General features: G+C 40.5%; 20 protein-coding genes. 9 read left to right on the top strand and 11 right to left on the bottom strand.

Annotation, left to right across the window (positions count from 1 at the left end):
* Positions 1-12: 12 nt before the first annotated feature.
* Positions 13-375, bottom strand: a complete 363-nt coding sequence (locus AN394_RS05310) for an outer membrane protein assembly factor BamE (protein ID WP_054551724.1) — start codon at positions 373-375, stop codon at positions 13-15.
* 117 nt (positions 376-492) lie between these two features.
* On the opposite strand from AN394_RS05310, the gene AN394_RS05305 reads away from it, so the two are divergent.
* A complete protein-coding gene (locus AN394_RS05305) occupies positions 493-810 on the top strand; it encodes a GIY-YIG nuclease family protein (protein WP_054561882.1) in 318 nt (105 codons plus the stop codon).
* Here the strand turns inward: AN394_RS05305 and AN394_RS05300 are convergent, their stop codons facing one another.
* From AN394_RS05300 to ilvC, 4 genes are all read right to left on the bottom strand, one after another.
* Positions 811-1,722 carry a M20/M25/M40 family metallo-hydrolase gene (locus AN394_RS05300; RefSeq protein ID WP_160316763.1) on the bottom strand — a complete coding sequence of 304 codons (912 nt, stop codon included), beginning with the start codon at positions 1,720-1,722 and terminating at the stop codon, positions 811-813.
* Entirely contained in the window at positions 1,664-2,848 is a 1,185-nt protein-coding gene (locus AN394_RS05295; RefSeq protein ID WP_054561880.1) for a tetratricopeptide repeat protein, read from the bottom strand. Before AN394_RS05295 ends, AN394_RS05300 begins: the two co-directional genes overlap by 59 nt.
* A gap of 84 nt (positions 2,849-2,932) precedes the next feature.
* Complete coding sequence (locus AN394_RS05290) at positions 2,933-4,846, bottom strand: methyl-accepting chemotaxis protein (RefSeq protein ID WP_054561879.1); 1,914 nt, start codon at positions 4,844-4,846, stop codon at positions 2,933-2,935.
* A 144-nt stretch (positions 4,847-4,990) separates the two neighbouring features.
* Complete coding sequence (ilvC, locus tag AN394_RS05285) at positions 4,991-6,463, bottom strand: ketol-acid reductoisomerase (protein ID WP_055020946.1); 1,473 nt, start codon at positions 6,461-6,463, stop codon at positions 4,991-4,993.
* A 146-nt stretch (positions 6,464-6,609) separates the two neighbouring features.
* On the opposite strand from ilvC, the gene ilvY reads away from it, so the two are divergent.
* The 6 genes from ilvY (at position 6,610) to AN394_RS05255 (ending at position 12,118) form a co-directional block, all read left to right on the top strand.
* The gene (gene ilvY / locus AN394_RS05280; RefSeq protein WP_054561877.1) at positions 6,610-7,512 is read left to right on the top strand and encodes an HTH-type transcriptional activator IlvY; all 903 of its coding nucleotides are present in this window, start codon (positions 6,610-6,612) and stop codon (positions 7,510-7,512) included.
* Positions 7,513-7,718: 206 nt separating this feature from the next.
* A complete protein-coding gene (locus tag AN394_RS05275) occupies positions 7,719-8,768 on the top strand; it encodes a GGDEF domain-containing protein (RefSeq protein WP_055020945.1) in 1,050 nt (349 codons plus the stop codon).
* 167 nt (positions 8,769-8,935) lie between these two features.
* Complete coding sequence (locus AN394_RS05270; protein WP_054562020.1) at positions 8,936-9,769, top strand: MipA/OmpV family protein; 834 nt, start codon at positions 8,936-8,938, stop codon at positions 9,767-9,769.
* 1 nt (position 9,770) lies between these two features.
* A complete protein-coding gene (locus AN394_RS05265) occupies positions 9,771-10,157 on the top strand; it encodes a DUF3019 domain-containing protein (protein WP_054561875.1) in 387 nt (128 codons plus the stop codon).
* A 14-nt stretch (positions 10,158-10,171) separates the two neighbouring features.
* Positions 10,172-10,864, top strand: a complete 693-nt coding sequence (locus tag AN394_RS05260; RefSeq protein ID WP_054562019.1) for a response regulator — start codon at positions 10,172-10,174, stop codon at positions 10,862-10,864.
* 6 nt (positions 10,865-10,870) lie between these two features.
* A complete protein-coding gene (locus tag AN394_RS05255; protein ID WP_054561874.1) occupies positions 10,871-12,118 on the top strand; it encodes an ATP-binding protein in 1,248 nt (415 codons plus the stop codon).
* Between the two features lie 112 nt (positions 12,119-12,230).
* Here the strand turns inward: AN394_RS05255 and AN394_RS05250 are convergent, their stop codons facing one another.
* The 3 genes from AN394_RS05250 to AN394_RS05240 all read right to left on the bottom strand — a co-directional run bounded on the left by AN394_RS05250 (position 12,231) and on the right by AN394_RS05240 (position 14,718).
* A complete protein-coding gene (locus AN394_RS05250; RefSeq protein WP_054561873.1) occupies positions 12,231-12,446 on the bottom strand; it encodes a DUF3820 family protein in 216 nt (71 codons plus the stop codon).
* 133 nt (positions 12,447-12,579) lie between these two features.
* On the bottom strand, positions 12,580-12,861 hold the full coding sequence (locus AN394_RS05245; RefSeq protein WP_054561872.1) for a hypothetical protein: 282 nt from the start codon (positions 12,859-12,861) through the stop codon (positions 12,580-12,582).
* A gap of 285 nt (positions 12,862-13,146) precedes the next feature.
* Positions 13,147-14,718, bottom strand: coding sequence for a cation:proton antiporter family protein (locus tag AN394_RS05240; RefSeq protein WP_054561871.1), 1,572 nt, complete (start codon positions 14,716-14,718; stop codon positions 13,147-13,149).
* Between the two features lie 221 nt (positions 14,719-14,939).
* Between AN394_RS05240 and AN394_RS05235 the strand changes: the two genes are divergently transcribed.
* Both AN394_RS05235 and AN394_RS05230 read left to right on the top strand, forming a co-directional pair.
* On the top strand, positions 14,940-15,683 hold the full coding sequence (locus tag AN394_RS05235; RefSeq protein WP_054561870.1) for a sporulation protein: 744 nt from the start codon (positions 14,940-14,942) through the stop codon (positions 15,681-15,683).
* Between the two features lie 69 nt (positions 15,684-15,752).
* Positions 15,753-16,190, top strand: a complete 438-nt coding sequence (locus tag AN394_RS05230) for a GNAT family N-acetyltransferase (RefSeq protein ID WP_054561869.1) — start codon at positions 15,753-15,755, stop codon at positions 16,188-16,190.
* Between the two features lie 31 nt (positions 16,191-16,221).
* On the opposite strand, the gene AN394_RS05225 is transcribed toward AN394_RS05230, so the two are convergent.
* The 3 genes from AN394_RS05225 to AN394_RS05215 all read right to left on the bottom strand — a co-directional run bounded on the left by AN394_RS05225 (position 16,222) and on the right by AN394_RS05215 (position 19,757).
* Complete coding sequence (locus AN394_RS05225) at positions 16,222-17,574, bottom strand: sodium-dependent transporter (RefSeq protein ID WP_054561868.1); 1,353 nt, start codon at positions 17,572-17,574, stop codon at positions 16,222-16,224.
* 173 nt (positions 17,575-17,747) lie between these two features.
* The gene (locus AN394_RS05220) at positions 17,748-19,037 is read right to left on the bottom strand and encodes an ATP-binding protein (RefSeq protein WP_054561867.1); all 1,290 of its coding nucleotides are present in this window, start codon (positions 19,035-19,037) and stop codon (positions 17,748-17,750) included.
* 12 nt (positions 19,038-19,049) lie between these two features.
* Positions 19,050-19,757 carry a response regulator transcription factor gene (locus AN394_RS05215; protein ID WP_054561866.1) on the bottom strand — a complete coding sequence of 236 codons (708 nt, stop codon included), beginning with the start codon at positions 19,755-19,757 and terminating at the stop codon, positions 19,050-19,052.
* Between the last annotated feature and the right edge of the window lie 5 nt (positions 19,758-19,762).

Genomic DNA, 19,762 nt, shown 5'->3' with positions numbered 1-19,762 from the left:
TTTGCGCTGCTATTACTCTTGTTCAAGCGGCGTATTAAATTCGCTAGGTTGTTCATAGTCTCCCGACAACGAAACAAGCTTATCGTTTTCAAAGTTAATAGTGAGTGACTTTCGTTGCTCGTTGCTACGACCAAGGTTGAATACGTACAGGTAGTGCCAGGTATTTTTATCAAATGAGTCTTCAGCTACTGGCTTGCCTAGTACATACAGTACTTGCTCGCGAGTCATATTTACACGAAGCTTATCTACATCTGATTGCTCTAGGAAGTTACCTTGAGGAATGTTGATTCGGTAAACCCAGCTTGAACACCCTGCTGTAGCACTTAAAGTAAGGGTAAGTACTAACCAAAAAGAAAAAGTTTTAAACGACTGCATTATTTGTTTGAATCCTTATTTTTTATACACTGCATGATACCGATTAGTCACAGAAGGTAAAACCCTTTTCAGTAATTGTTTTTACTGAAATGCGATTAACAATCACGAGGCACAGATTTGACCACAGCAAACCCAGAAAGTTTACAGCAGCTTATAAAAAACAACGAAAATTCAGAGGCTCTGTGGCATTTGTATATAGTGCAGACACGTTTAGGTCATTGGTACACTGGGATCAGCACTAACGTTGAAAAGCGCTTTATGCAGCATCAAGCGGGAAAAGGGGCTAAAAACCTCAAAGGCAAAGGGCCTTTAACACTTATCTATCAACAGCAGGTAGGTAATCGTAGTGAAGCAACTAAACTTGAAATAAGCGTAAAAAAGCTCAGCAAAGCACAAAAAAGGCAGTTTGTTTTAACCTCTGAACTACCCAAATAACTAACTTGGAAGCTTCTCAATAAATAGGGCTATTTTCGCCATGGCATATTCGAACAATGTAAAGTCGATGTGCGCCGCCGTGTCGGTGCTTTGATGATGATGTTTATCGTGTCCGATGCCAAAATAAATGTATGGGATCCCGGCTTTAGCGAATGAATAATGGTCACTTGCTCTGCGCCAATCAACTTTGAGATCAAATAATCGATTCAGCCTCGCTGACGAGCTAGTTGCCATAAAGGTTAGATGCTCATCAGATAGGGTTTTAATGTCAGTTTGATATTGCGCTAATGATTGCTTATCTAAAAACGCATAGATACGCGGTTTTCGTGGGTTTACAACGAGCATATCTAAATTAATATTAAGTTTGATTTCGTCTTTATTAAGTGTCGATACCAAGTACTCGCTACCATGTAGGCCATTTTCTTCTGCATCGGTTGCAACAAAAACTAATTGATAGGGCTGGGGGCTTTGTGCAAAGTGTTTAGCTAAATAAAGTAAAGCGGCAACGCCGCTGGCATTGTCATTAGCACCAGGATAAAGCCGACTGCCTTTTTGCCCTAGGTGATCATAGTGGGCAGTAAAAATAACTTTTTTACAGTTTTCACAGCGGCTATTTTGGGACGCAATAATGTTCCGTCCTGTAGCCTTACCAAAGAATCCTGATTGATAAGTAAAACCTTGTTCATTAACCGAATAGCCAAGTGCTACAAAGCGCTCTACTATGAAGTCGGCGGCTAATTTCGCGCCCTCGGTATTCGTTTTTCGTCCTGCAAATTGAGCCGATGTTAGCGTTATGATGTCGTGTTCTAAGTCTGTATTGGCAAATGCTTGCCCAATGCTTATCAGTACAGCACTAGCGGTAATCAATAAGCTTTGCAGTATGCGAGCGAAGCGCTTGTAATTTACTCTCATAACGCTGTTTATCATGATCAAAGTCTGCTTTATTGTTAGCCATAGTTAAATACTTTTTAGCCAGCTTTAAGTCACCCAATTGATAGTAGGTTCTCGCTAAACCAAAATCAGTATCATGCAGGGTTGGGTTTAAGTCACGGGCTTTTTTGTAGTGCTTTATGGCATCTTGATAACGGGCGGTTGTATAGGCGTCGTTTCCTAAAGAAATATGGTAATACGGGTTTGCTTGGCGTTTATTATCAAGCTTGGCTAATATAGCTTGACCTTGCTCTTTACGATTGGTCAGGTTATAGAGTCTTGCTAAATTGCCTAAGGCGGTGTTGTTGTCTGGATCTAAACTAATCGCGTATTGGTAGGCTGTTTCAGCACTTTGATAGTCATTCGTTAATCTGAATAACACGCCAAGATTACCCCATGCACCTGAGTAGTTGCTATCAATATCAACTGCTGCTTTGTAATAGCTAAAAGCAGTATCATAATCATGTTTTAGCATCGCAGCTGCACCTTTATTGTTATAAAACATTGCTGTGATGCGGGCTTTATTGATGTTGCTAGTTTTAAACGCTTCTTGGCGGCTGTTAGGGTCAAAGTCTATCACTAAAGAGCGCTCTTCTGGGTAAATGACTTTTCTATTTACCACAAGTTTTTGAGCTTCACTTACTTTTAAGTTGATATGGCCTGTGAGTAAATTAAAGCCATTATCAAGTGCCCAATATTCTGGGATATGCACTTTTTGAAATTGTCCTGCAAGGCCAAGGTAGTCAGCAAGGCTATAGGCTAAAATCGATAACGATAAACAGTTGGCGTTTAAATTTGAGTAGGCTTGATTAGCGGTTAAGGTAGCACCAGATTGATAAGATAAAGACGCATCGCCATTTTGCAACAGGAACTTCAGCAAACGTTTAGTGCTTTGCAATGAACGGCTGTCTTTTGGAAAAGCATTATCAAGTTGCTCTTTAACATGTTCGCTTAATGCAAAAATCTCTTGTTGAGTTTCAACTGGGGTTTGAGTAAACGTATTACTTTGCGTCAAAGCAAGTGGTGGGGGAGCGGTGTTATTTTCTGTACTACTACACGCCGTTAATAAGCAAAAGCTTGAGGCTAAAACAATGCTAGATAATTTCATCTGACCCTCTTAAATCATGGCCTAATACCATTTAAGTATAGGCCGTGAATGAAAAAGGGTCAGGGTTAACTGTTACAAAACGTGTCAGCGTTTATCAAAAGTCGCAACAAGGTCATCAAGAGTTTGCGCACTGTTCGCTAAGTCTTTGATTGCTTGTTCACTGTCAATTTGTTCACGCATGACGTTATCACTAATGTCACTTATTTGCTCAATGTTACGACCCACATCTGCCACAACATTACTTTGCTCTTCGGTCGCAGTTGCTATTAAGGTTGCCATATCGTTTATTTCATTGGCAGCATCGTTAATGGCATTAAGTAATTCAACAGAGCTCTGCATTGCATCAACGCTTAATTGAGCTTGTGATTTCGAGTGATTGATGTGATTCACTACTAAATCAGAGGTACTGGTAAGTTCACTGATCATAGTTTGAATTTCAGTTGTTGATTGTGAAGTGCGATTTGCAAGCGCTCTTACTTCATCAGCTACAACAGCAAAGCCTCGGCCGTGCTCACCCGCACGAGCAGATTCAATCGCTGCGTTGAGTGCTAACAAGTTGGTTTGTTCAGAAATACCCCTGATAGAGTCAACAATACTGGCGATAGCTTGCGTTTTATTTGCCAACTCGTTTACTTGCTCGGTGATATTATCGATATCACATGCCAGCTCTATTATCGCTTCTTTACTTTGCGTTACCTGAGTATGGCTTTGTTCAGTGTTCTGCTTACTATTCTCAGTGAGCTTAGCCGTGTTCGCTGCGCTTGAGGCAATTTCTTGCACTGTCGCACCCATTTCATTAATTGCCGCAGCAACAGAGATTGTTTGCTCTTTTTGATTATCAAGTGCTACTGAGTTCTTTTGTGCTTGCTGAAACACATGATCAGCGCTTTGTCTGATTTCACTACTCTCTTGAGCTACTTGGCTAATTGCAGTTTCAATCTTAGAGATAAATTGGTTAAAGCCAGCAGATAAGTTAGCAAGTTCTGGCTGCTCAGAGTCAGGAAGTCTATATGCTAAGTTAGCATCACCAGAGCCTAAACGGGTGAATAACTCAGCCATTTTCGACAGCGGCGATGAAAGCGTGCGTGCAAGCACTAAACCAGCAAAACTTGCGATCAGCGCAATCACTATTGCAAAGCTGATGATTTGCCATTGTAAAACCTGAATACTCGAAAACACTTCGTGCTTAGGTACTTGGGCAATAACAAATAAATCGGTGTTTTTAATTGGACTTGCAGCCACTAAGGTTGCTTCACCATTAAGATCAATCTCTTGTAAATTGAAGTCGCTTTGCGTTAGCAGAGTACGCGTGATTCCCGTTTTATAAACGTCATCCAATTTAGCTTTAGCGACCTTATTTTCGTCTTTATGTAACTGTATGAGGCCGTTTTTATCGGCAACAAATACAAAACCGGTTTCTTCGATTTGGAAGCGCTGCAGCATAGCCTGCATATCGTCAATGCTTTTAGCAAGGCCTGCTAAACCAATGCCGTTGGTTTGCTGGTGGTTTACAAACATTTTCACATCAGTCGGTGATTCTTGATAGATACTGATAGAAAAAGGCTGTGCGGTGTTTGTAAACGCAAAAAACCAACCATCTTGTTCTTGTGTTAAAACGCGCAAGAAACCGTCTTGGTTCCAATATTGTGCCGTTTCACGATTAGCCCACGAGGCGGTTGCTAAATCGTATTGCTTAACAAGGCGGTTAAGTTCTTTTAGCAGTGTTTTATCATCAGTATTGCCTGAACGCGCCCACTCTAATACAAACTCGTTACTAGAGAGTTGCTCAGCTGCACTGATCATTTGATTTATATCGTGAGTAATATAGTTATCAATTGCTTGAAGTTTGCTAGGTAGCTCAGATTCTATCATTCGTTTTTCGATGATTTGTTTTGCACTGTATATCGCTGTTGCGCCGATTAACGCAGCAACAATGAGAGCTATAGAACTGCCAAGCAGTGTAATTTTTTTAGTAATGGTGAGTTGATTTAACGCCATGAAAGTGTCTTAGTTTACAACATTTAAGTCAGTAATTTTAGCATACACTTTACAGATGACGAATCAATGTAGGGACAAAAAAAAAGCCCAAAGCATATAAGCAATTGGGCTTGGTTTCTAACAAGCGAAACTTACTTTCCAGGGTTAAACAATTTTCTTCATTGCTGACATGTAACCACGTAGCTTGCTACCAATGATTTCAACCGGGTGCTCGCGTAGTGCTTTATTCACGGCAATCAAGGTTTGGTTATCAACTTGGTTGCTTGCACTATCAAGACCTTTACCAATCACATCTGTATCGATGCCTTTCATAAAGTCTTGTAGCAGCGGTAAACACGCGTGGTTGTATAAGTAACAGCCATACTCTGCAGTATCTGAAATAGTTCGGTTCATTTCGAAAAGCTTCTTACGAGCAATGGTGTTTGCGATAAGCGGCGTTTCGTGTAGTGATTCATAGTAAGCAGATTCAGCGATGATACCTGCCGCAGTCATGGTTTCGAAAGCAAGCTCAACACCTGCTTTAACCATGGCAACCATTAAAATACCTTGATCGAAGAATGCTTGCTCGCTGATCTCTTGGTCGGTATTTTGTTGCTTTTCGAATGCAGTTTCAGCAGTTTCTGCGCGCCATGCTAGTAATTTTGCGTCATCTTCAGCCCAGTCAGCCATCATACCGCGAGAGAATTCGCCGCTGATGATATCGTCCATATGCTTGTTATAAAGTGGACGCATAATTGTTTTAAGTTCTTCACTTAATTCAAATGCTTTCACTTTTGCTGGGTTTGATAAGCGGTCAAGCATGTTAGTTACGCCACCATACTTAAGTGCTTCAGTGATCACTTCCCAACCGTATTGGATTAGTTTTGATGCGTAACTTGCATCAATGCCTTTTTCGACCATTTTATCGAAGCAAAGTAGTGAGCCTGTTTGTAACATGCCACATAGAATCGTTTGCTCACCCATTAAGTCAGATTTAACTTCTGCAATGAATGATGATTTTAATACACCCGCACGATGACCGCCGGTACCTGCTGCATACGCTTTAGCTTGCGCTAAACCATGGCCTTGAGGGTCGTTTTCTGGGTGAACCGCAATTAATGTTGGTACACCAAAGCCACGTTTGTATTCTTCACGTACTTCTGAACCAGGGCACTTAGGTGCAACCATGATTACTGTTAAGTCTTCACGGATTTGCATGCCTTCTTCAACAATGTTGAAGCCGTGTGAATAAGCAAGTGTTGCACCTTGTTTCATTAACGGCATGATGGCAGTTACAACAGCCGTATGTTGTTTATCAGGCGTTAGGTTTAATACTACATCTGCTGTTGGGATAAGCTCTTCATAAGTGCCTACAGTAAAACCATTTTCAGATGCGTTTAAGAAAGATTGACGACGCTCAGCAATAGCTGACTCACGAAGAGTATAAGAAACATCTAAACCTGAATCACGTAAATTTAAACCTTGGTTAAGGCCTTGTGCGCCACAACCGACAATAACGAGTTTTTTCCCTTTTAAAGCGTCTACACCATCAGCAAACTCTGCTGGGTCCATAAATTCACACTGCGCTAATTGCGCTAACTGCTCTCTCAAAGGAAGAGTATTAAAATAATTCGCCATTGTTAGTGTCCTATAAATACAATTTTGTTAGAAAATCAAAGAACCGACGTGGTGTTCTTTGTATGTATTAACACTATGCAATTTTTTACCTTGCGTAAAATGATATATTTGAATTAAAGTATTTCATAAAATGAAATGGTGGCGGTATGGATCACAAACATCTTAATTACTTTTTGGCGTTAGCTAAGACGCTGCACTTTGCTAGGGCCAGTGAGCTTTGTCATATCAGTGCGCCAACATTGAGCCGCAACATCAAGCAACTTGAAGAAGAAGTTGGGGTAGTGCTGTTTAATCGGGATAATCGCACCGTCAAATTAACTCGCGAGGGTGAGTCATTTATTGAGTACGCCAATGCGACGCTGGCTAACTGGCACCGTTTTAAGGCTAACGTACAAGAGCCGCAACAGCATGTTTATGGCAATGTCAGTATTTATTGCTCAGTAACCGCCTCTTATAGCTTTTTACACCAAATACTCGAGCAACTGCGAATGCAACATCCATATATTGAAATTACCCTCAATACCGGTGATCCTGCTCTTGCCATAAACCGTGTTTTAGATGGCCATGAAGATATGGCTATTGCTGCAAAACCGATGAAGTTACCTGGGCAAATAGCCTTTACCAGCGTTGGTTACTCACCATTAGTACTGATAGCACCAAAAATAGCATGCCCGATCAGTGAAAAGCTTTCTGCCAGTGAACAAATTGATTGGTCAGATTTAGAATTTATTGTTGCTGAGCAGGGGTTATCAAGGCAACGTCTTGAGCAGTGGTGGCGTAAAAAGAATATTCATGGCCGTATATATGCGCAGGTTGCAGGTCATGAAGCTATGGTTTCTATGGTGAGCTTAGGCTTGGGTATTGCCATGGTGCCAAAAATTGTACTGGATAACAGCCCGCTCAAAGATAAAGTACAAATAGTGAGTGATGCAGAGCAGACTATTGCAGGATTTGAAATTGGTCTAGCTGTTTTAAATAAAGAGCGCCATGATCCGGCACTCAATGCAATTTGGAGTATTGCTCAATCGCTTACTCAGCAAGCAATCTAGCTTAAGATCTAGTCAATAACACTTTATTGTTAAATATATTATGTTGATACAAATGGCTTAATTTAAATTAATTATTTAGTATTGGTTTTTGTAAAAAATATTCGTGGTTTTTGCTGGTTTTACGTTTGTAAAATCCTTTTTCATTGATTTTTTTAATGGGGTTGATACCGTATTTTAAAATAATAAAACTTTCATGGCCTAGACTCATGATACTTTCAGCGCAAGCCGAACACTCTTTAAGCTACTCGAGCCACTGTCTGAAGCTCGCAATTCCTCTAATGGTTAAGTACAAAATGCCAATTACTCCGCTTAATTATGCGCTTTGGTATTGTTATGTTAGCGAAAAGAACCAAGATTTAAACAAAGAGCTTGATAGTATTATTAAAAAGCACAATACCTGTAGCCATGAGCAGGCAAAGCACCTTTTCAACAAGTATTTATCTCGGGACGACTTGGCACTATTTTATCAGCTATCTGGCGGCTTTAATGATGTTGTTGGTAAAGTGCATCAAGATATCAATGAAGCACTTAGTTACTCAGCTGAATTCAACCAGGCTTTGCAAGAATGCCGTGACACACTAACTAGTGCAGATATAAGTCAGGAAAGGGGCTTTGATGATGTACTTGATTGTGTCGAGCGCTTAAGTGACGAGTCGGCAGCTTTGCAAAGTCGTGCACAAGATTTTCAAAATCAGCTTGCGCTGGCTTACTCAGAAATTACAGAATTAAAACAAGAGCTTGTCAGGTCTAGAAGTAAAGCCGAAAAAGACCCGCTTACAGGGCTTTATAACCGCGGTAAGTTTGATGAAGATATCACGCGGTTTTGTCAAACCAATGACTTAGCTGAAGTCACTGTTCTTACTATGGTTGATATCGATCACTTTAAACAATTTAACGACACTTTTGGTCATCAAAAAGGAGACCAAGTTTTGCGTGCAGTTTCAGCAAAACTACTTAAACATGTATCTAGTGTTGGTCAGGCCTATCGTTATGGTGGTGAAGAGTTTTGTTTCACCGCACAGTTTGCAAGTATCAGTGACATGACTAATTTTACTCAGCAGCTGCGTCATGCTGTCGCTAAATTACAGATTAAAGAGCCTAAATCTAATAAGGTGTTAAGCCAAGTCACTGCTAGCTTTGGTATTGCTATAAAAGCTAAAAATAGTAATCCAGAACAACTCATAGCAAAAGCCGATAAAGCACTCTATTTAGCCAAAGAGCATGGCCGAAATCGTATCGAAATCGTCGAAGAGTAACAAACTTAACCGATATATGTATCAAATTTGTGAATAGTTGTAACCTTGCAACGACAGTTTGTTCACATCTTGATATTATGCTCTTATTGCAAAACCCCTTTGGTCGTAAAATAACAATGAAATCTCAAACGATCAGGATGTGCGCAGCGGTTTATGTCTTGATAGGCATGCTAGTAAGTCAAGCAAGCGCCGATGACTCAACGCGCACTGAACGTGAAAGCCGTGTGGCAAATCAACAGATCGATACCCAGCAGTGGCACCTAAGTATTAATACGGGAGCTGGGGTGATCACGAACCCACTTCATGGTGGTGATAACTTACCATTAATTGTGCTGCCTGAAATCGCTTTTTATGGTGAAAAATGGTTCTTCGATAATGGCCGTTTAGGTTATTCATTCCAAGAAAGCGATACTCATGTTGTTAATTTCGTAACCGAGTTCAACCCTGAGACTCGCTTCTTTATAGATTTTCACCCTAGCAATGTTTTCGCACTGCAAACATCGAATAGCTTTATTGTTGAATCGACCACCAGTAATGAACTGGCAGAAAAGTCAGTATCAACAAGCGATATTAAAAAGAGACGATGGGCATTAGATGCTGGCTTAAGCTATCACTATATTCATAATAATCATGTGATTTCTTTACAGGCACTAGCCGATATTTCGGGCGTTTATAAAGGCCTTCGTAGTGCTTTACAATGGCAATCACATCACCGAATAGGAAACCTATCTGTCGCACCTAGCTTAGGGGTTTGGTACAAATCAGCCAGACTAAATGATTATTTTTATGGTTTATCGGCTAAAGAGTCCTCATATGGGGAAATAGATGTTGGCAGTAGTTGGCAACCTTATGCTAAAATCGACGCCCGTTGGCCCCTGAGTGAGGCTAACTCTCTTCGTTTTCATTTAGCATATTATGACTACTCAGCCGTGGATGACAGTCCGCTTTTTGAACACACGTACTCGATGACTGCATTTATAGGATTCAATCATATTTTTTAATATGAAGTATTTTGTTTTTAGTCTGTGTGTGTTTGTTGCTGTTATTTGGGTTACCCCAAGCCATGCGCAAGCGACTCAGTTTGATATCACGCCAAAAGTGTGTGTTGTATTACAACAGCACGAATTTTGTGATCTTGAGTTAAAAATCAGCTGGCAAACACAGCTGCCTCAAGATCTGTGTTTGTTTCAAAATAACCAACAAATTCAATGCTGGAACGACAGCAAAAAAGGGCTTTACAGCCATAAAGCGCGGGTTCAGGTTGAAACAATATACTCCTTAGTCAATCCGCACACGGGGAGCAAAATTGCGACCGCAAAAGTCGAAGTGCAAAGCACCGAAGCAAAAACAACGAGGCGTAGATTACGCTCACCGTGGAGCTTTTTTTAATTCAGGAGCAACCAATGGCAAAGATTTTACTTGTTGAAGATGATCTCGGCTTACAGCAGTTAACACGTGATTACCTTCAACATAATGGGTTGGATGTTGCGGTCCTTGAACGCGGCGACGAAGTATTTGAATACCTTGAAAACAACCCAGTTGATTTAATGATTTTAGATGTCATGTTACCGGGTAAAGATGGCTTTAGCGTTTGCCGTCAGGTACGTGATAAATTTAGCTTACCTATCTTAATGCTGACAGCTAAAGGTGAGGACTTTGACCAAGTGATTGGCCTTGAACTTGGCGCAGATGATTATGTAATTAAGCCTGCAGAACCTCGTGTATTGTTAGCACGTATCAATGCATTGTTACGTCGCGGTCAAGCTACAAACAAAGCGCCAGAAGAGCTTAGCTTTGGCGATTTAACCATTGATAAAACTAGCCGCATTGTTACACTTAAAGGCAGTGAAATTACACTGACTTCTCATGAATTTGAGCTGCTTTGGTTGCTTGCGTCAAATGCTGGTGAAGTGTTAAGTCGTGAGCATGTTCATCAACACATGATTGGTCGTCAATATGATGGTTTAGACCGAACCGTTGACGTACGTGTATCGCGTATCCGTAAGAAATTAGGTGATAACAGTGATAAACCATACCGAATTAAAACAGTTTGGGGACAGGGTTACCTTTTTGTATCTGACGCATGGGATATGTAATTTTTAATGGGGAAACTATTTGCTAGCTTATATCTTTATATAATAGTTTCTCTGTTTCTAGTTAGTGGGGTCATAGAGCAGTTATGGCCCTACGAAGAAACGCAACAGCAAATAGCCCTAGACCAAGAATTTGGTAAATCTCTGTGGTTCTTAAGCCAAACTGAAAATGGCTTAGCGACACTCCAACAAGAATTCGAAAGCGAGATAATTAATCTTACCGATCTAGCACTTCCTGAAGACCTAAAAACACAGCTCAACAATGATCATTACCTGTATTTGTTCAATCAAGAACAAGAAGTGGTTTGGTACATAGCTCTTAATGACACTCAGCTTTTACATGTAGGCCCACTTTCAGTTGAAAATCCAAACTTTAGCTCCGTTTGGCCATACTTTTTATTATTAACTGTGATTGGCCTACCAATTGGACTCTGGAGCCTATTGCTATGGCGTGACTTTAATAAATTGACGCTTGCCTGTGAAGCTGTAGGAGGATCGCAAGACTTTGAGCTTCAGGATGCCTCTAAATCATTTTTTCTGCCGATTACTGATACCCTAAACGCGATGCAAGAACGTATTCAGTATCTACTGGCTGCGCAGCAAGAGCTAACTTCTTCCGTTTCTCATGAGTTTAGAACACCCCTTGCGCGTTTAAAGTTTGCTGTTGCCATGCTCGAAGAGCAAATCGAGAATGAAAAGTCGTATGCATACATTGATAACATGCAGGCTGATATTGCAGAGCTTGAAGCACTGGTGTCAGAAATGCTTGAATACGCACGACTTGATTCACACCAACCAAGCTTAAAGCCCCGTTCCTGTGACTTAACAGCGCTTATCAATAGTGTGGTGAATAAACTCGAGTTTGCTACTGATATAGAGGTAGCATTGACTGCACCCAAGCAGCTTTACTACGAGTGTGACGAGCATTTTATGGCGCGTTGTATTCAAAACTTATTAGGCAATGCACAAAAATACGCAAACCATAAAATTCATGTAAGTCTTGAAGATTTAGGGGATTCGATACAAATAAGTGTTGAAGACGACGGCCTAGGGATCGCTAAATCTGAGTGGCAAAGTATTTTTAAGCCATTCACTCGTTTAGATAAAAGTCGTGATAAGAAAACCGGTGGTTTTGGGTTAGGTCTGGCGATTGTTGCTAAAATTGTTAGTTGGCATCAAGGGCAGTCTGAGGTGTGTGACTCACCATTAGGTGGAGCTAAATTTACTATTCATTTGTTTAAAAGTAACTCGCTTTAAATTGCAGGCATAAAAAAAGCGCCTAGGGCGCTTTTTAAAGATTAAAACCAAAAATAAACAAGTAGCAAAGTAATAGACCGCACTTAAAAATAAAAGTTCGAAAAAAGTTTAATTATTTTTCATCTAATAATGGCATTAGCATTTTTTCAAGGCCATTGAGCTTCACTTCATACATCATTGCCAGCTGTGCGCCTAACTGGGAATCAGGAAATCCTTGCTGTTTAAACCAGACTAAATAAGGCTCTGGCAGCAACAATAAAGGGCGACCAGCATACTTTCCAAATGGCATCTTAGTATTTATGGCGCGTTTGAGTTGAGCTGAATCCATCTTTATCTCAAAGAAATTTTAAAGCTAGATGATACGGTAAAAAGGAGAGAGAAAATAGGCTGTGACGGGCAAGAAACAGCCTATTTAGTGAGGGATGTAGGCCCTCAGAATAACAACCACTAATTACGGCGTATTAGTGTAGTTGGTGACGACGCTTTTTCGTAAAGCCAAGTTTATTTAGCTTAACGACAATAGCTGGGTCGTCGATTCGTTCTGGTGTTTCACCATCACGAAGAAAATGATCGCTTGGTACTTGATATACATCGAGCATCTTGTTGAATAGCACTGTTCTAATATCCATTGCAGTCATGCCATTGTTTTGTAACTCATCAAGTTGCTGCTGAATATCTGAAAGTTTCCCAGCACGTGCATCATCCGTGTTTGCTAAAAATTCGTTGGTAAACTTATTTTTCATTTAAACAACCTCAATCCATCTAACAGTGCTGAATTAAAAACAGCGGTAATACACAACACTGTTAAACTTTTTTGTGTTAAAAATAGATACTTAGCTAAGCATCTTGAAATTAATTCTACTCTTTTTTTTAGCCTGATTGCTAATCTGGATGTAAAGCTTTGTAAATAAGCTTGACCCAATAGAGGGACTGATTTGATATGTCGTGAAAACTAGTTAGCCAACTAACTGAATACAGTGAAAATAATTCTCAGTACCATGAAAAGGTACCGAGAATTATTTTTTACATTAAGAGAAAAGTTTTTGTTTTACATGCTCTGCGAAGCCGCTACCAGCTTCTAAATAGAAGTTATAAGTAGAATCGACACCCATATCCTCTAGTTCTTTTTGCTGATCTGGATAGTTTGCAATCGCTGTAACTTGACCTTCATAACCAGAAGCACGCAGTTGCTCTAAGGCAAAAATATTTTGCATGTGTTTTGGCATTGCAAGCATCACCATACCTACATGTGAGTGGTTTACCCGCTGCCAAAAGTCAGGGTCAGTGGCATCAGCAAGTAACACTCTGCGGCCTCGTTTAATATGCTTATCAACAACATCCGGCTTAATATCGATACCAGCGACAAGGTTAGGGTGAGTTTGGCTGATTGTTTCATAGGCACCTGTACCAATTCGACCCATACCAAAGATCACGATTTTAGTGTCATTTAGATTAACTGGCAGCTCTTCTGCAAGACGGCTGTTACTTTCAAATTTAAGCAACCAATGTTCAATTTTTACATACACTTCATTCGAGCGTTTATTTAAAGGTGATGCGAGTATAAAGGTGATTGACACAGCGATAGCCATGACAGCTAGCCATTCAGACGTGATTAGATTGCTGGTGGCTGCAACGGCGCAGACAATCAAACCAAATTCACTGTAGTTAGCTAAGCTAAACGCGCTTAATAGTGAAGTACGAGCACGTAATTTGAAAGCGTTTGTCAGCACATAATAAAGTGCAACTTTTACAGGCAAAACCAAAATAATAATGAGTGCAACAATCACAGCATGGCTAGTCAGCTCTGCATTCAAACCAATATTTAAGAAAAAGCCAACCAGTAACACGTCTTTTAAATTAAGCAGTGACTTTGATAATTCACCGGCTTTTTTATGGGATGCGAACATCATACCGATAATCAACGCACCTAAATCACCTTTAAGGCCTGCAAACTCGAAGGCTTGGTAACCAATAATTAGCGCAAAGAAAAAGCCAAACAGGGGCAATAACTCACCGTGTTTTGAGCGATTTAATACCCAAAACATCACAGGGCGTAAAATAGGTAAACCAACCAATAATGCCAAAGCCCAAATGTTAGGGGCTTTACCAGTGCTGATGGCTAAGAATATAACGGCAAAGATATCTTGCATAACTAAGATACCAATGGCGATTTTACCATGGAGGCTTGCCATTTCACCGCGTTCTTCAAGCACTTTTACGGCAAATACGGTGCTCGAGAAGCTAAAGGCAAAACCGACTAACAATGCACTTTGCCAACTAAGTTCGTTAAATAAAGGCAGTGCAAGGGCTCCTAGCAACAACATAAAACCACTAAAGAGCGTACTGCTTAAAACAATATGCATTGAGGCGGGCGCCCAAACTTGTGGTTTCATTAAGTTTGATACTTTGAGCTTAAGACCAATGCTAAACAATAACAAAGTAACTCCCAAGCTTGCCAACGTATTAAGCAGCTCGGTTGTCTTATATCCATATAGGTTAAGTGCAAAACCCGCTAATAAAAAGCCGATAAGAGGAGGCAGCTTTAGCTGGTAAACAGCAAAGCCACAAACGAACGCGGTAGCAAAGTAGATTAGTTCCATAGTTTTTCTTTTGACTTCATTTGCTAGAAGTGTAGCGAAATATTTGTTGTTGGAAAACAATATCAGACAGTGAGAGTTCAAAAAATAAGCACTTATACATGATTTATTGATTAATCCACCAAAAGCATCATTTTTTCGCTGACATTAGCTTTTAATTGTGGTTAAGATGCATTAACAAAGGAATTTAAGCCATAGGTTATAAGCTGGCTTAAGGAGAAAAGATGTTTAAGAAAATCCTTGCATCAGTAGGTATTGGTGCAGCAAAAGTTGACACTGTACTTGAGACAGAGCATTTACAACCGGGTCAAAAATTTAATGCCGTTATTGTTATTAAAGGCGGCGATGTTGATCAAGACATATCGGGTTTAGACTTAGCACTGATGACGCGTGTTAAAGTTGAAGGTGAAGATGGTGAGTACTTTACAAACCATGTGATTGAAAAGTGGCGAATTACAGATATCGGCACGATTGCAGCAGGTGCAGAAAAACATATTCCATTTGAAGCGCGACTGCATTCAGAAACACCGATCACCGAAATTAACGCTGGTTATAACCAATCACATGTGTGGCTTGAAACAGGCCTAGATATTGATTTAGCACTTGATCCAACTGATCGTGATGCACTTCACATTTATCCTAATGATGCCGTAAGCACGTTAATGGAAGCGATGGATAGGCTTGGTTTTAGCCTAGTGAAAGCGGATGTTGAAAAAGGCTTCTTAAGAGCACCTACATTCCAATCACATTCGGGATGTTATCAAGAGCTAGAGTATCGCCCAAATAGCCGAAGCCTATTTGGTCTACAAGAGATAGAGTTGTCGTTTGTGCCTGAAGCGCACAAAACTCATGTACTGATTGAACTTGACCGTGCCTTTAGAGGGGATGGTTATGTCGATTTAACTATAGAGCATGATCATGTCAACCTATCGCAGTTGTGTGATCAGCTAGAACGATTATTTGCTTAAAGATTAACGACTAAATAGCTAGTTAAAACCCAGCTACGGCTGGGTTTTTTGTCTTCATAAAGGAGCGTTATGTTTACTGTTAAAAGTTATAGCGAACTCAGTAAAGATGAGTTATTTGCCATTTTACGGGCGCGGGTAGATGTATTTGTGGTAGAGCAAACTTGCCCTTACCCAGAAATTGACGAAGTGGATAACAATGAACTGACCCAGCACGTGTTCTTGTTTAAAGGTCAGCAAGTGGCGGCTTATGCACGATGCTATAAAAAGAGTGAGCAATTTAGCGCATTTGGTCGTGTGCTGGTAGCAAAGCAATTTCGTGGTGAAGGTTTGGCGAGTAAGTTGGTGCAAACTGCGATAGACACATGTAAAGAGCATTGGCCTGACAAAGCGATTATGATTGGTGCTCAGTGTTATTTAACAGGGTTTTATCAGCAATTTGGTTTTGAAAATGTGGGCGATGATTACCTAGAAGATGGCATTCCACATCAAGATATGTGTTTGAAGTAGCCTAAATGGCCACTTCAAACATAAACATTTGTTAGCTTAACAGAGAGTTGGCAAATACCAGTGATATGGCTAGTGGGCAAATAAACTTGATATACCATGGCCATACTTTCCAGAAGAAGCTATTGGCAGCTTCAGGGCATCCTTGTTGAATTTCATTTAGCAGTGACGCGCGATGCCAAATCCAACCGACAAAAATACAACACATTAAGCCTAGAATTGGTTGACCAATCTTAGTGGTTAAGGTGATCACAAAGCCAAACAAGGTGCCTAAGTTAAAGACAATTGTAAAACTAATGAGCGCAATAATACCGCCAATGATCCATGTTGCTTGCACACGCTTTAACGCAAAGCGTTCAACAGCATAGGAAACTGGTGCTTCTAGCATCGAAATCGATGAGGTTAACGCTGCAATACTCATTAACGCGAAAAAAGCAAAGCCAACAAAAATACCGACATCACCCATGCTAGTGAAAAGTGCCGGAAGAACTTGGAATACTAAGGTATCTTCAGAAAGTAGTGCACCCTCGGCTGAAAAAATTTGTACGCCTTGTGCCTGTGCTACATACATTGCAGGAATAATGAGTAAACCGGCTACAAAGGCAATGAACACATCGATTAAAGTCACATAAGCGCCTAAAGATACTAAGTTCTCTTTCTTGCTGATGTATGAGCCATAGATGATCATTACGCTGGTACCAAGCGATAATGAGAAAAATGCTTGTCCTAACGCATTCACTAATAACTCAGGGTTTAAAATCGATGAAAAGTCTGGCACTAAATACGCTTTTAAGCCTTCCATTGCGCCATCTTGAGTCATTACATAGATAATTAGCATAAATAAAATGCCTAACAGGGCAGGCATTAAGCGCTTAGACCATTTTTCAATGCCGTTTTCGACGCCTTTAGAGATAATCGCAACAGTTAAAATAATAAATGCGGCAGTGAATAAAAGGTTTCTTGATAGTGACTGCTCACTAAGCCAAGTGCCAGCTTGCTCTTGCCCCGCTAATTGCGCAACGGGTTCGAGTGTCGCACTCAGCATCCAGCCTGCGACGATAGCATAGAAGCTTAAAATTAAACCCGCACAAATAATACCGCCAAAACCTACCATGAAGGCAAACTTCTTTTGCCATGCTTGATTTGTTACTTTTCGAAGTGAAGTGACGGCATTAGCTTGACCATGACGACCAATTACTAACTCAGCCATTAAAGCAGGATAAGCAAGACAAAATGCTAACACTAAATAAGCCACTAAAAATGCGGCACCGCCATTACTTGCAGTTTGTGTAGGGAAACCCCAAATATTTCCTAAGCCAACAGCAGAGCCTGCTGCAGCCATAATAAATCCAAAGCGGGAGCTGAACTCCCCACGTGATGCGCTCATATTATTGTTACTTCTCTATTTGTGACGGCGCTGACAATCTACTTGAATTAACGCTAAATAAAAAGGGTTAATCATCCGCATTTTCGTTGTTCTTCGTTATGTGCGAGCTGTCAGCGTAGATTTCGTGCAATTGCGCATTACAATACGAAACAATTAACACAAATGAAACATGTTTATTGGCTTTTATTTTGAATTGAAAGAGTAAAACACGCGCCACCTAGTTGCTTACTTTTTGATACTTCGACCGTACCATGATGCCAATCAACCACTTTCGCAACGATAGCAAGGCCAAGCCCGTAGCTTTCGCCATCCCGGTTACGATGTGTTTGTTCTTGGAAAAATGGAGTAAATACTTTTTGCCAGTTTTGTTCGCTGACACCCGGACCGTCATCTTCAATTTTTATGGTAACGGATTCACTGGTACTGGTTGCACTGAGCAAAATTTCTGATTCAGCAAAGTCGCAAGCATTACTTAATAAATTAACAATGGCCCGAGCTAACCAGTGTAAATCAGCACAAATATCACCGCCTTCAACTCGGTGATTAATGCGCAAGCTTTGTTGTTCAAGCTTAGGCTCAATTTGATGAATTAAAGTAAGAATATAGGTTTCTAGATCAGAATGATTAAAGGTCAACTGATTCGCTTTTTGCTCAAGGGTTGCAAATGCCAAGTAACTTTTTAGCATTGACTCCATTTGATCTAAGTCGTTTTCCATTCGAGCAAGATACTCAAGGCGCTTTTCGTTATTAGGGCAGTCTTGCGCTGCCTCGAGACCAAACCTTAAGCAGGCGATAGGTGTGCGAATATCGTGAGATAAACTTGATGCCATTAACTTATTTTCATCAAGAAGTTTTTCAATTTGACTCGCCATACGGTTAAATGTCAGCTCAACATCTTTGATATAGGTAAAGTGAGATAAGTGAATACGGCTTTTTAAATCACCTTTAGCAAAGCGTTGTGCCGCTTCGTTTAATACCGTTAAACGCTTGGCCAGTGGCGCAATGATAAAGCCCATAAATACGCATAACCCAGCGTAGAATAACAAGGTCAGTAATACATCGTTGCCTTGCTCGTGTGTTAAGTCTTTATCTAAACGCATTTTTAAGTGGTGTGTGCCTAAAGCTGCTTCACTGTAAAGTAAATAGTATCCTTGCTGATCTTCGAGGATAAGGCCACTAGGTTGGGTTATTTGTGTTAACAATGAATGAGGTAGCGCAAGCGACTGTGTAGGGCGATACTCTAGTTGCACAGCAAAGTTTTGGTTAATATCCGCAATAGCTTGCTCACGCTCTTTAGCATCATACTTAGCGAGTTGCTTTGCAAAGCCTTTAATCATTTGTGTTTCGCTAGAAAACACATCCTGAGGTGCTTGGGTTTGTTGGCTAAAAGCATCAATTAGCCAACCCAACACGATGATTGAAAGCAGGGCACTGCCAAGGAGTGAGATATAAAACTTTTTCACAGGCGCGAGTCGTTATTGCCAAGCGGTGGCAACAAGTAAATAGCCTTTGCCCCAGATAGTTTTAATTTTTTCAGGGTGCTGAGGGTCATCATTAAATTTTTTACGTAATGATGAAATCAGCACATCCACACTTCTGTCTAAGCCATCATATTCGCGCCCTTTCGTTGCCTTAAACACTGCATCACGTGAAACCACTTGACCTGCATTACTTGCTAAATAATGCAGTAGTAGGTACTCAGCGCTTGAGATATGAACCTCATCATTATTAAAGTAAACGGTACGTGACTCAGTATTGATTGATAACTTACCCACATTAATAAGCTCAGAGCTTGTGCTTGATTCTTGTGTATCTGATTTAGAGCGAAGTGCTGCTTTTATACGTGCTAATAAAGCGCGAGGGCGAACGGGTTTCATCATGTAATCACTGGCACCAACTTCAAGGCCAATCACTTCATCCATTTCATCATCACGTGCGGTGAGCATAATAATCGGGGCCTGATAAAACTGTCTTAAATCACGGCACACACTAATACCGTCTTGACCAGGCAGCATAATATCTAACAAAACTAAGTCAGGGTTTGTTTTACGCACCTGTTCAACCACTTGGTCGCCACGTTGGCATATTGTTGTTTGATAGCCTTGTTCAATTAAATATTCCGCAACCCAATTGGCGAGAGAAATATCATCTTCTACTAATAAGATAGTTCCGTAATGTTCCATTATTT

The organism is Pseudoalteromonas sp. P1-26 (assembly GCF_001401795.1).
Classification (GTDB): Bacteria; Pseudomonadota; Gammaproteobacteria; order Enterobacterales; family Alteromonadaceae; genus Pseudoalteromonas.
Note: the sequence above shows the minus strand (reverse complement) of the source record. Positions and strands in the feature narration are given on the sequence as shown.

What these genes read in the sequence shown, in the direction of transcription:
- AN394_RS05225 (WP_054561868.1), bottom strand. Translation starts at nt 17,574, where the DNA reads ATGAGCGCATCACGTGGGGAGTTCAGCTCCCGCTTTGGATTTATTATG.
- AN394_RS05260 (WP_054562019.1), top strand. Translation starts at nt 10,172, where the DNA reads ATGGCAAAGATTTTACTTGTTGAAGATGATCTCGGCTTACAGCAGTTA.
- ilvY (WP_054561877.1), top strand. Translation starts at nt 6,610, where the DNA reads ATGGATCACAAACATCTTAATTACTTTTTGGCGTTAGCTAAGACGCTG.
- AN394_RS05295 (WP_054561880.1), bottom strand. Translation starts at nt 2,848, where the DNA reads ATGAAATTATCTAGCATTGTTTTAGCCTCAAGCTTTTGCTTATTAACG.
- AN394_RS05230 (WP_054561869.1), top strand. Translation starts at nt 15,753, where the DNA reads ATGTTTACTGTTAAAAGTTATAGCGAACTCAGTAAAGATGAGTTATTT.
- AN394_RS05245 (WP_054561872.1), bottom strand. Translation starts at nt 12,861, where the DNA reads ATGAAAAATAAGTTTACCAACGAATTTTTAGCAAACACGGATGATGCA.
- ilvC (WP_055020946.1), bottom strand. Translation starts at nt 6,463, where the DNA reads ATGGCGAATTATTTTAATACTCTTCCTTTGAGAGAGCAGTTAGCGCAA.
- AN394_RS05290 (WP_054561879.1), bottom strand. Translation starts at nt 4,846, where the DNA reads ATGGCGTTAAATCAACTCACCATTACTAAAAAAATTACACTGCTTGGC.
- AN394_RS05250 (WP_054561873.1), bottom strand. Translation starts at nt 12,446, where the DNA reads ATGGATTCAGCTCAACTCAAACGCGCCATAAATACTAAGATGCCATTT.
- AN394_RS05310 (WP_054551724.1), bottom strand. Translation starts at nt 375, where the DNA reads ATGCAGTCGTTTAAAACTTTTTCTTTTTGGTTAGTACTTACCCTTACT.
- AN394_RS05275 (WP_055020945.1), top strand. Translation starts at nt 7,719, where the DNA reads ATGATACTTTCAGCGCAAGCCGAACACTCTTTAAGCTACTCGAGCCAC.
- AN394_RS05215 (WP_054561866.1), bottom strand. Translation starts at nt 19,757, where the DNA reads ATGGAACATTACGGAACTATCTTATTAGTAGAAGATGATATTTCTCTC.
- AN394_RS05270 (WP_054562020.1), top strand. Translation starts at nt 8,936, where the DNA reads ATGCTAGTAAGTCAAGCAAGCGCCGATGACTCAACGCGCACTGAACGT.
- AN394_RS05235 (WP_054561870.1), top strand. Translation starts at nt 14,940, where the DNA reads ATGTTTAAGAAAATCCTTGCATCAGTAGGTATTGGTGCAGCAAAAGTT.
- AN394_RS05300 (WP_160316763.1), bottom strand. Translation starts at nt 1,722, where the DNA reads ATGAGAGTAAATTACAAGCGCTTCGCTCGCATACTGCAAAGCTTATTG.
- AN394_RS05240 (WP_054561871.1), bottom strand. Translation starts at nt 14,718, where the DNA reads ATGGAACTAATCTACTTTGCTACCGCGTTCGTTTGTGGCTTTGCTGTT.
- AN394_RS05255 (WP_054561874.1), top strand. Translation starts at nt 10,871, where the DNA reads ATGGGGAAACTATTTGCTAGCTTATATCTTTATATAATAGTTTCTCTG.
- AN394_RS05265 (WP_054561875.1), top strand. Translation starts at nt 9,771, where the DNA reads ATGAAGTATTTTGTTTTTAGTCTGTGTGTGTTTGTTGCTGTTATTTGG.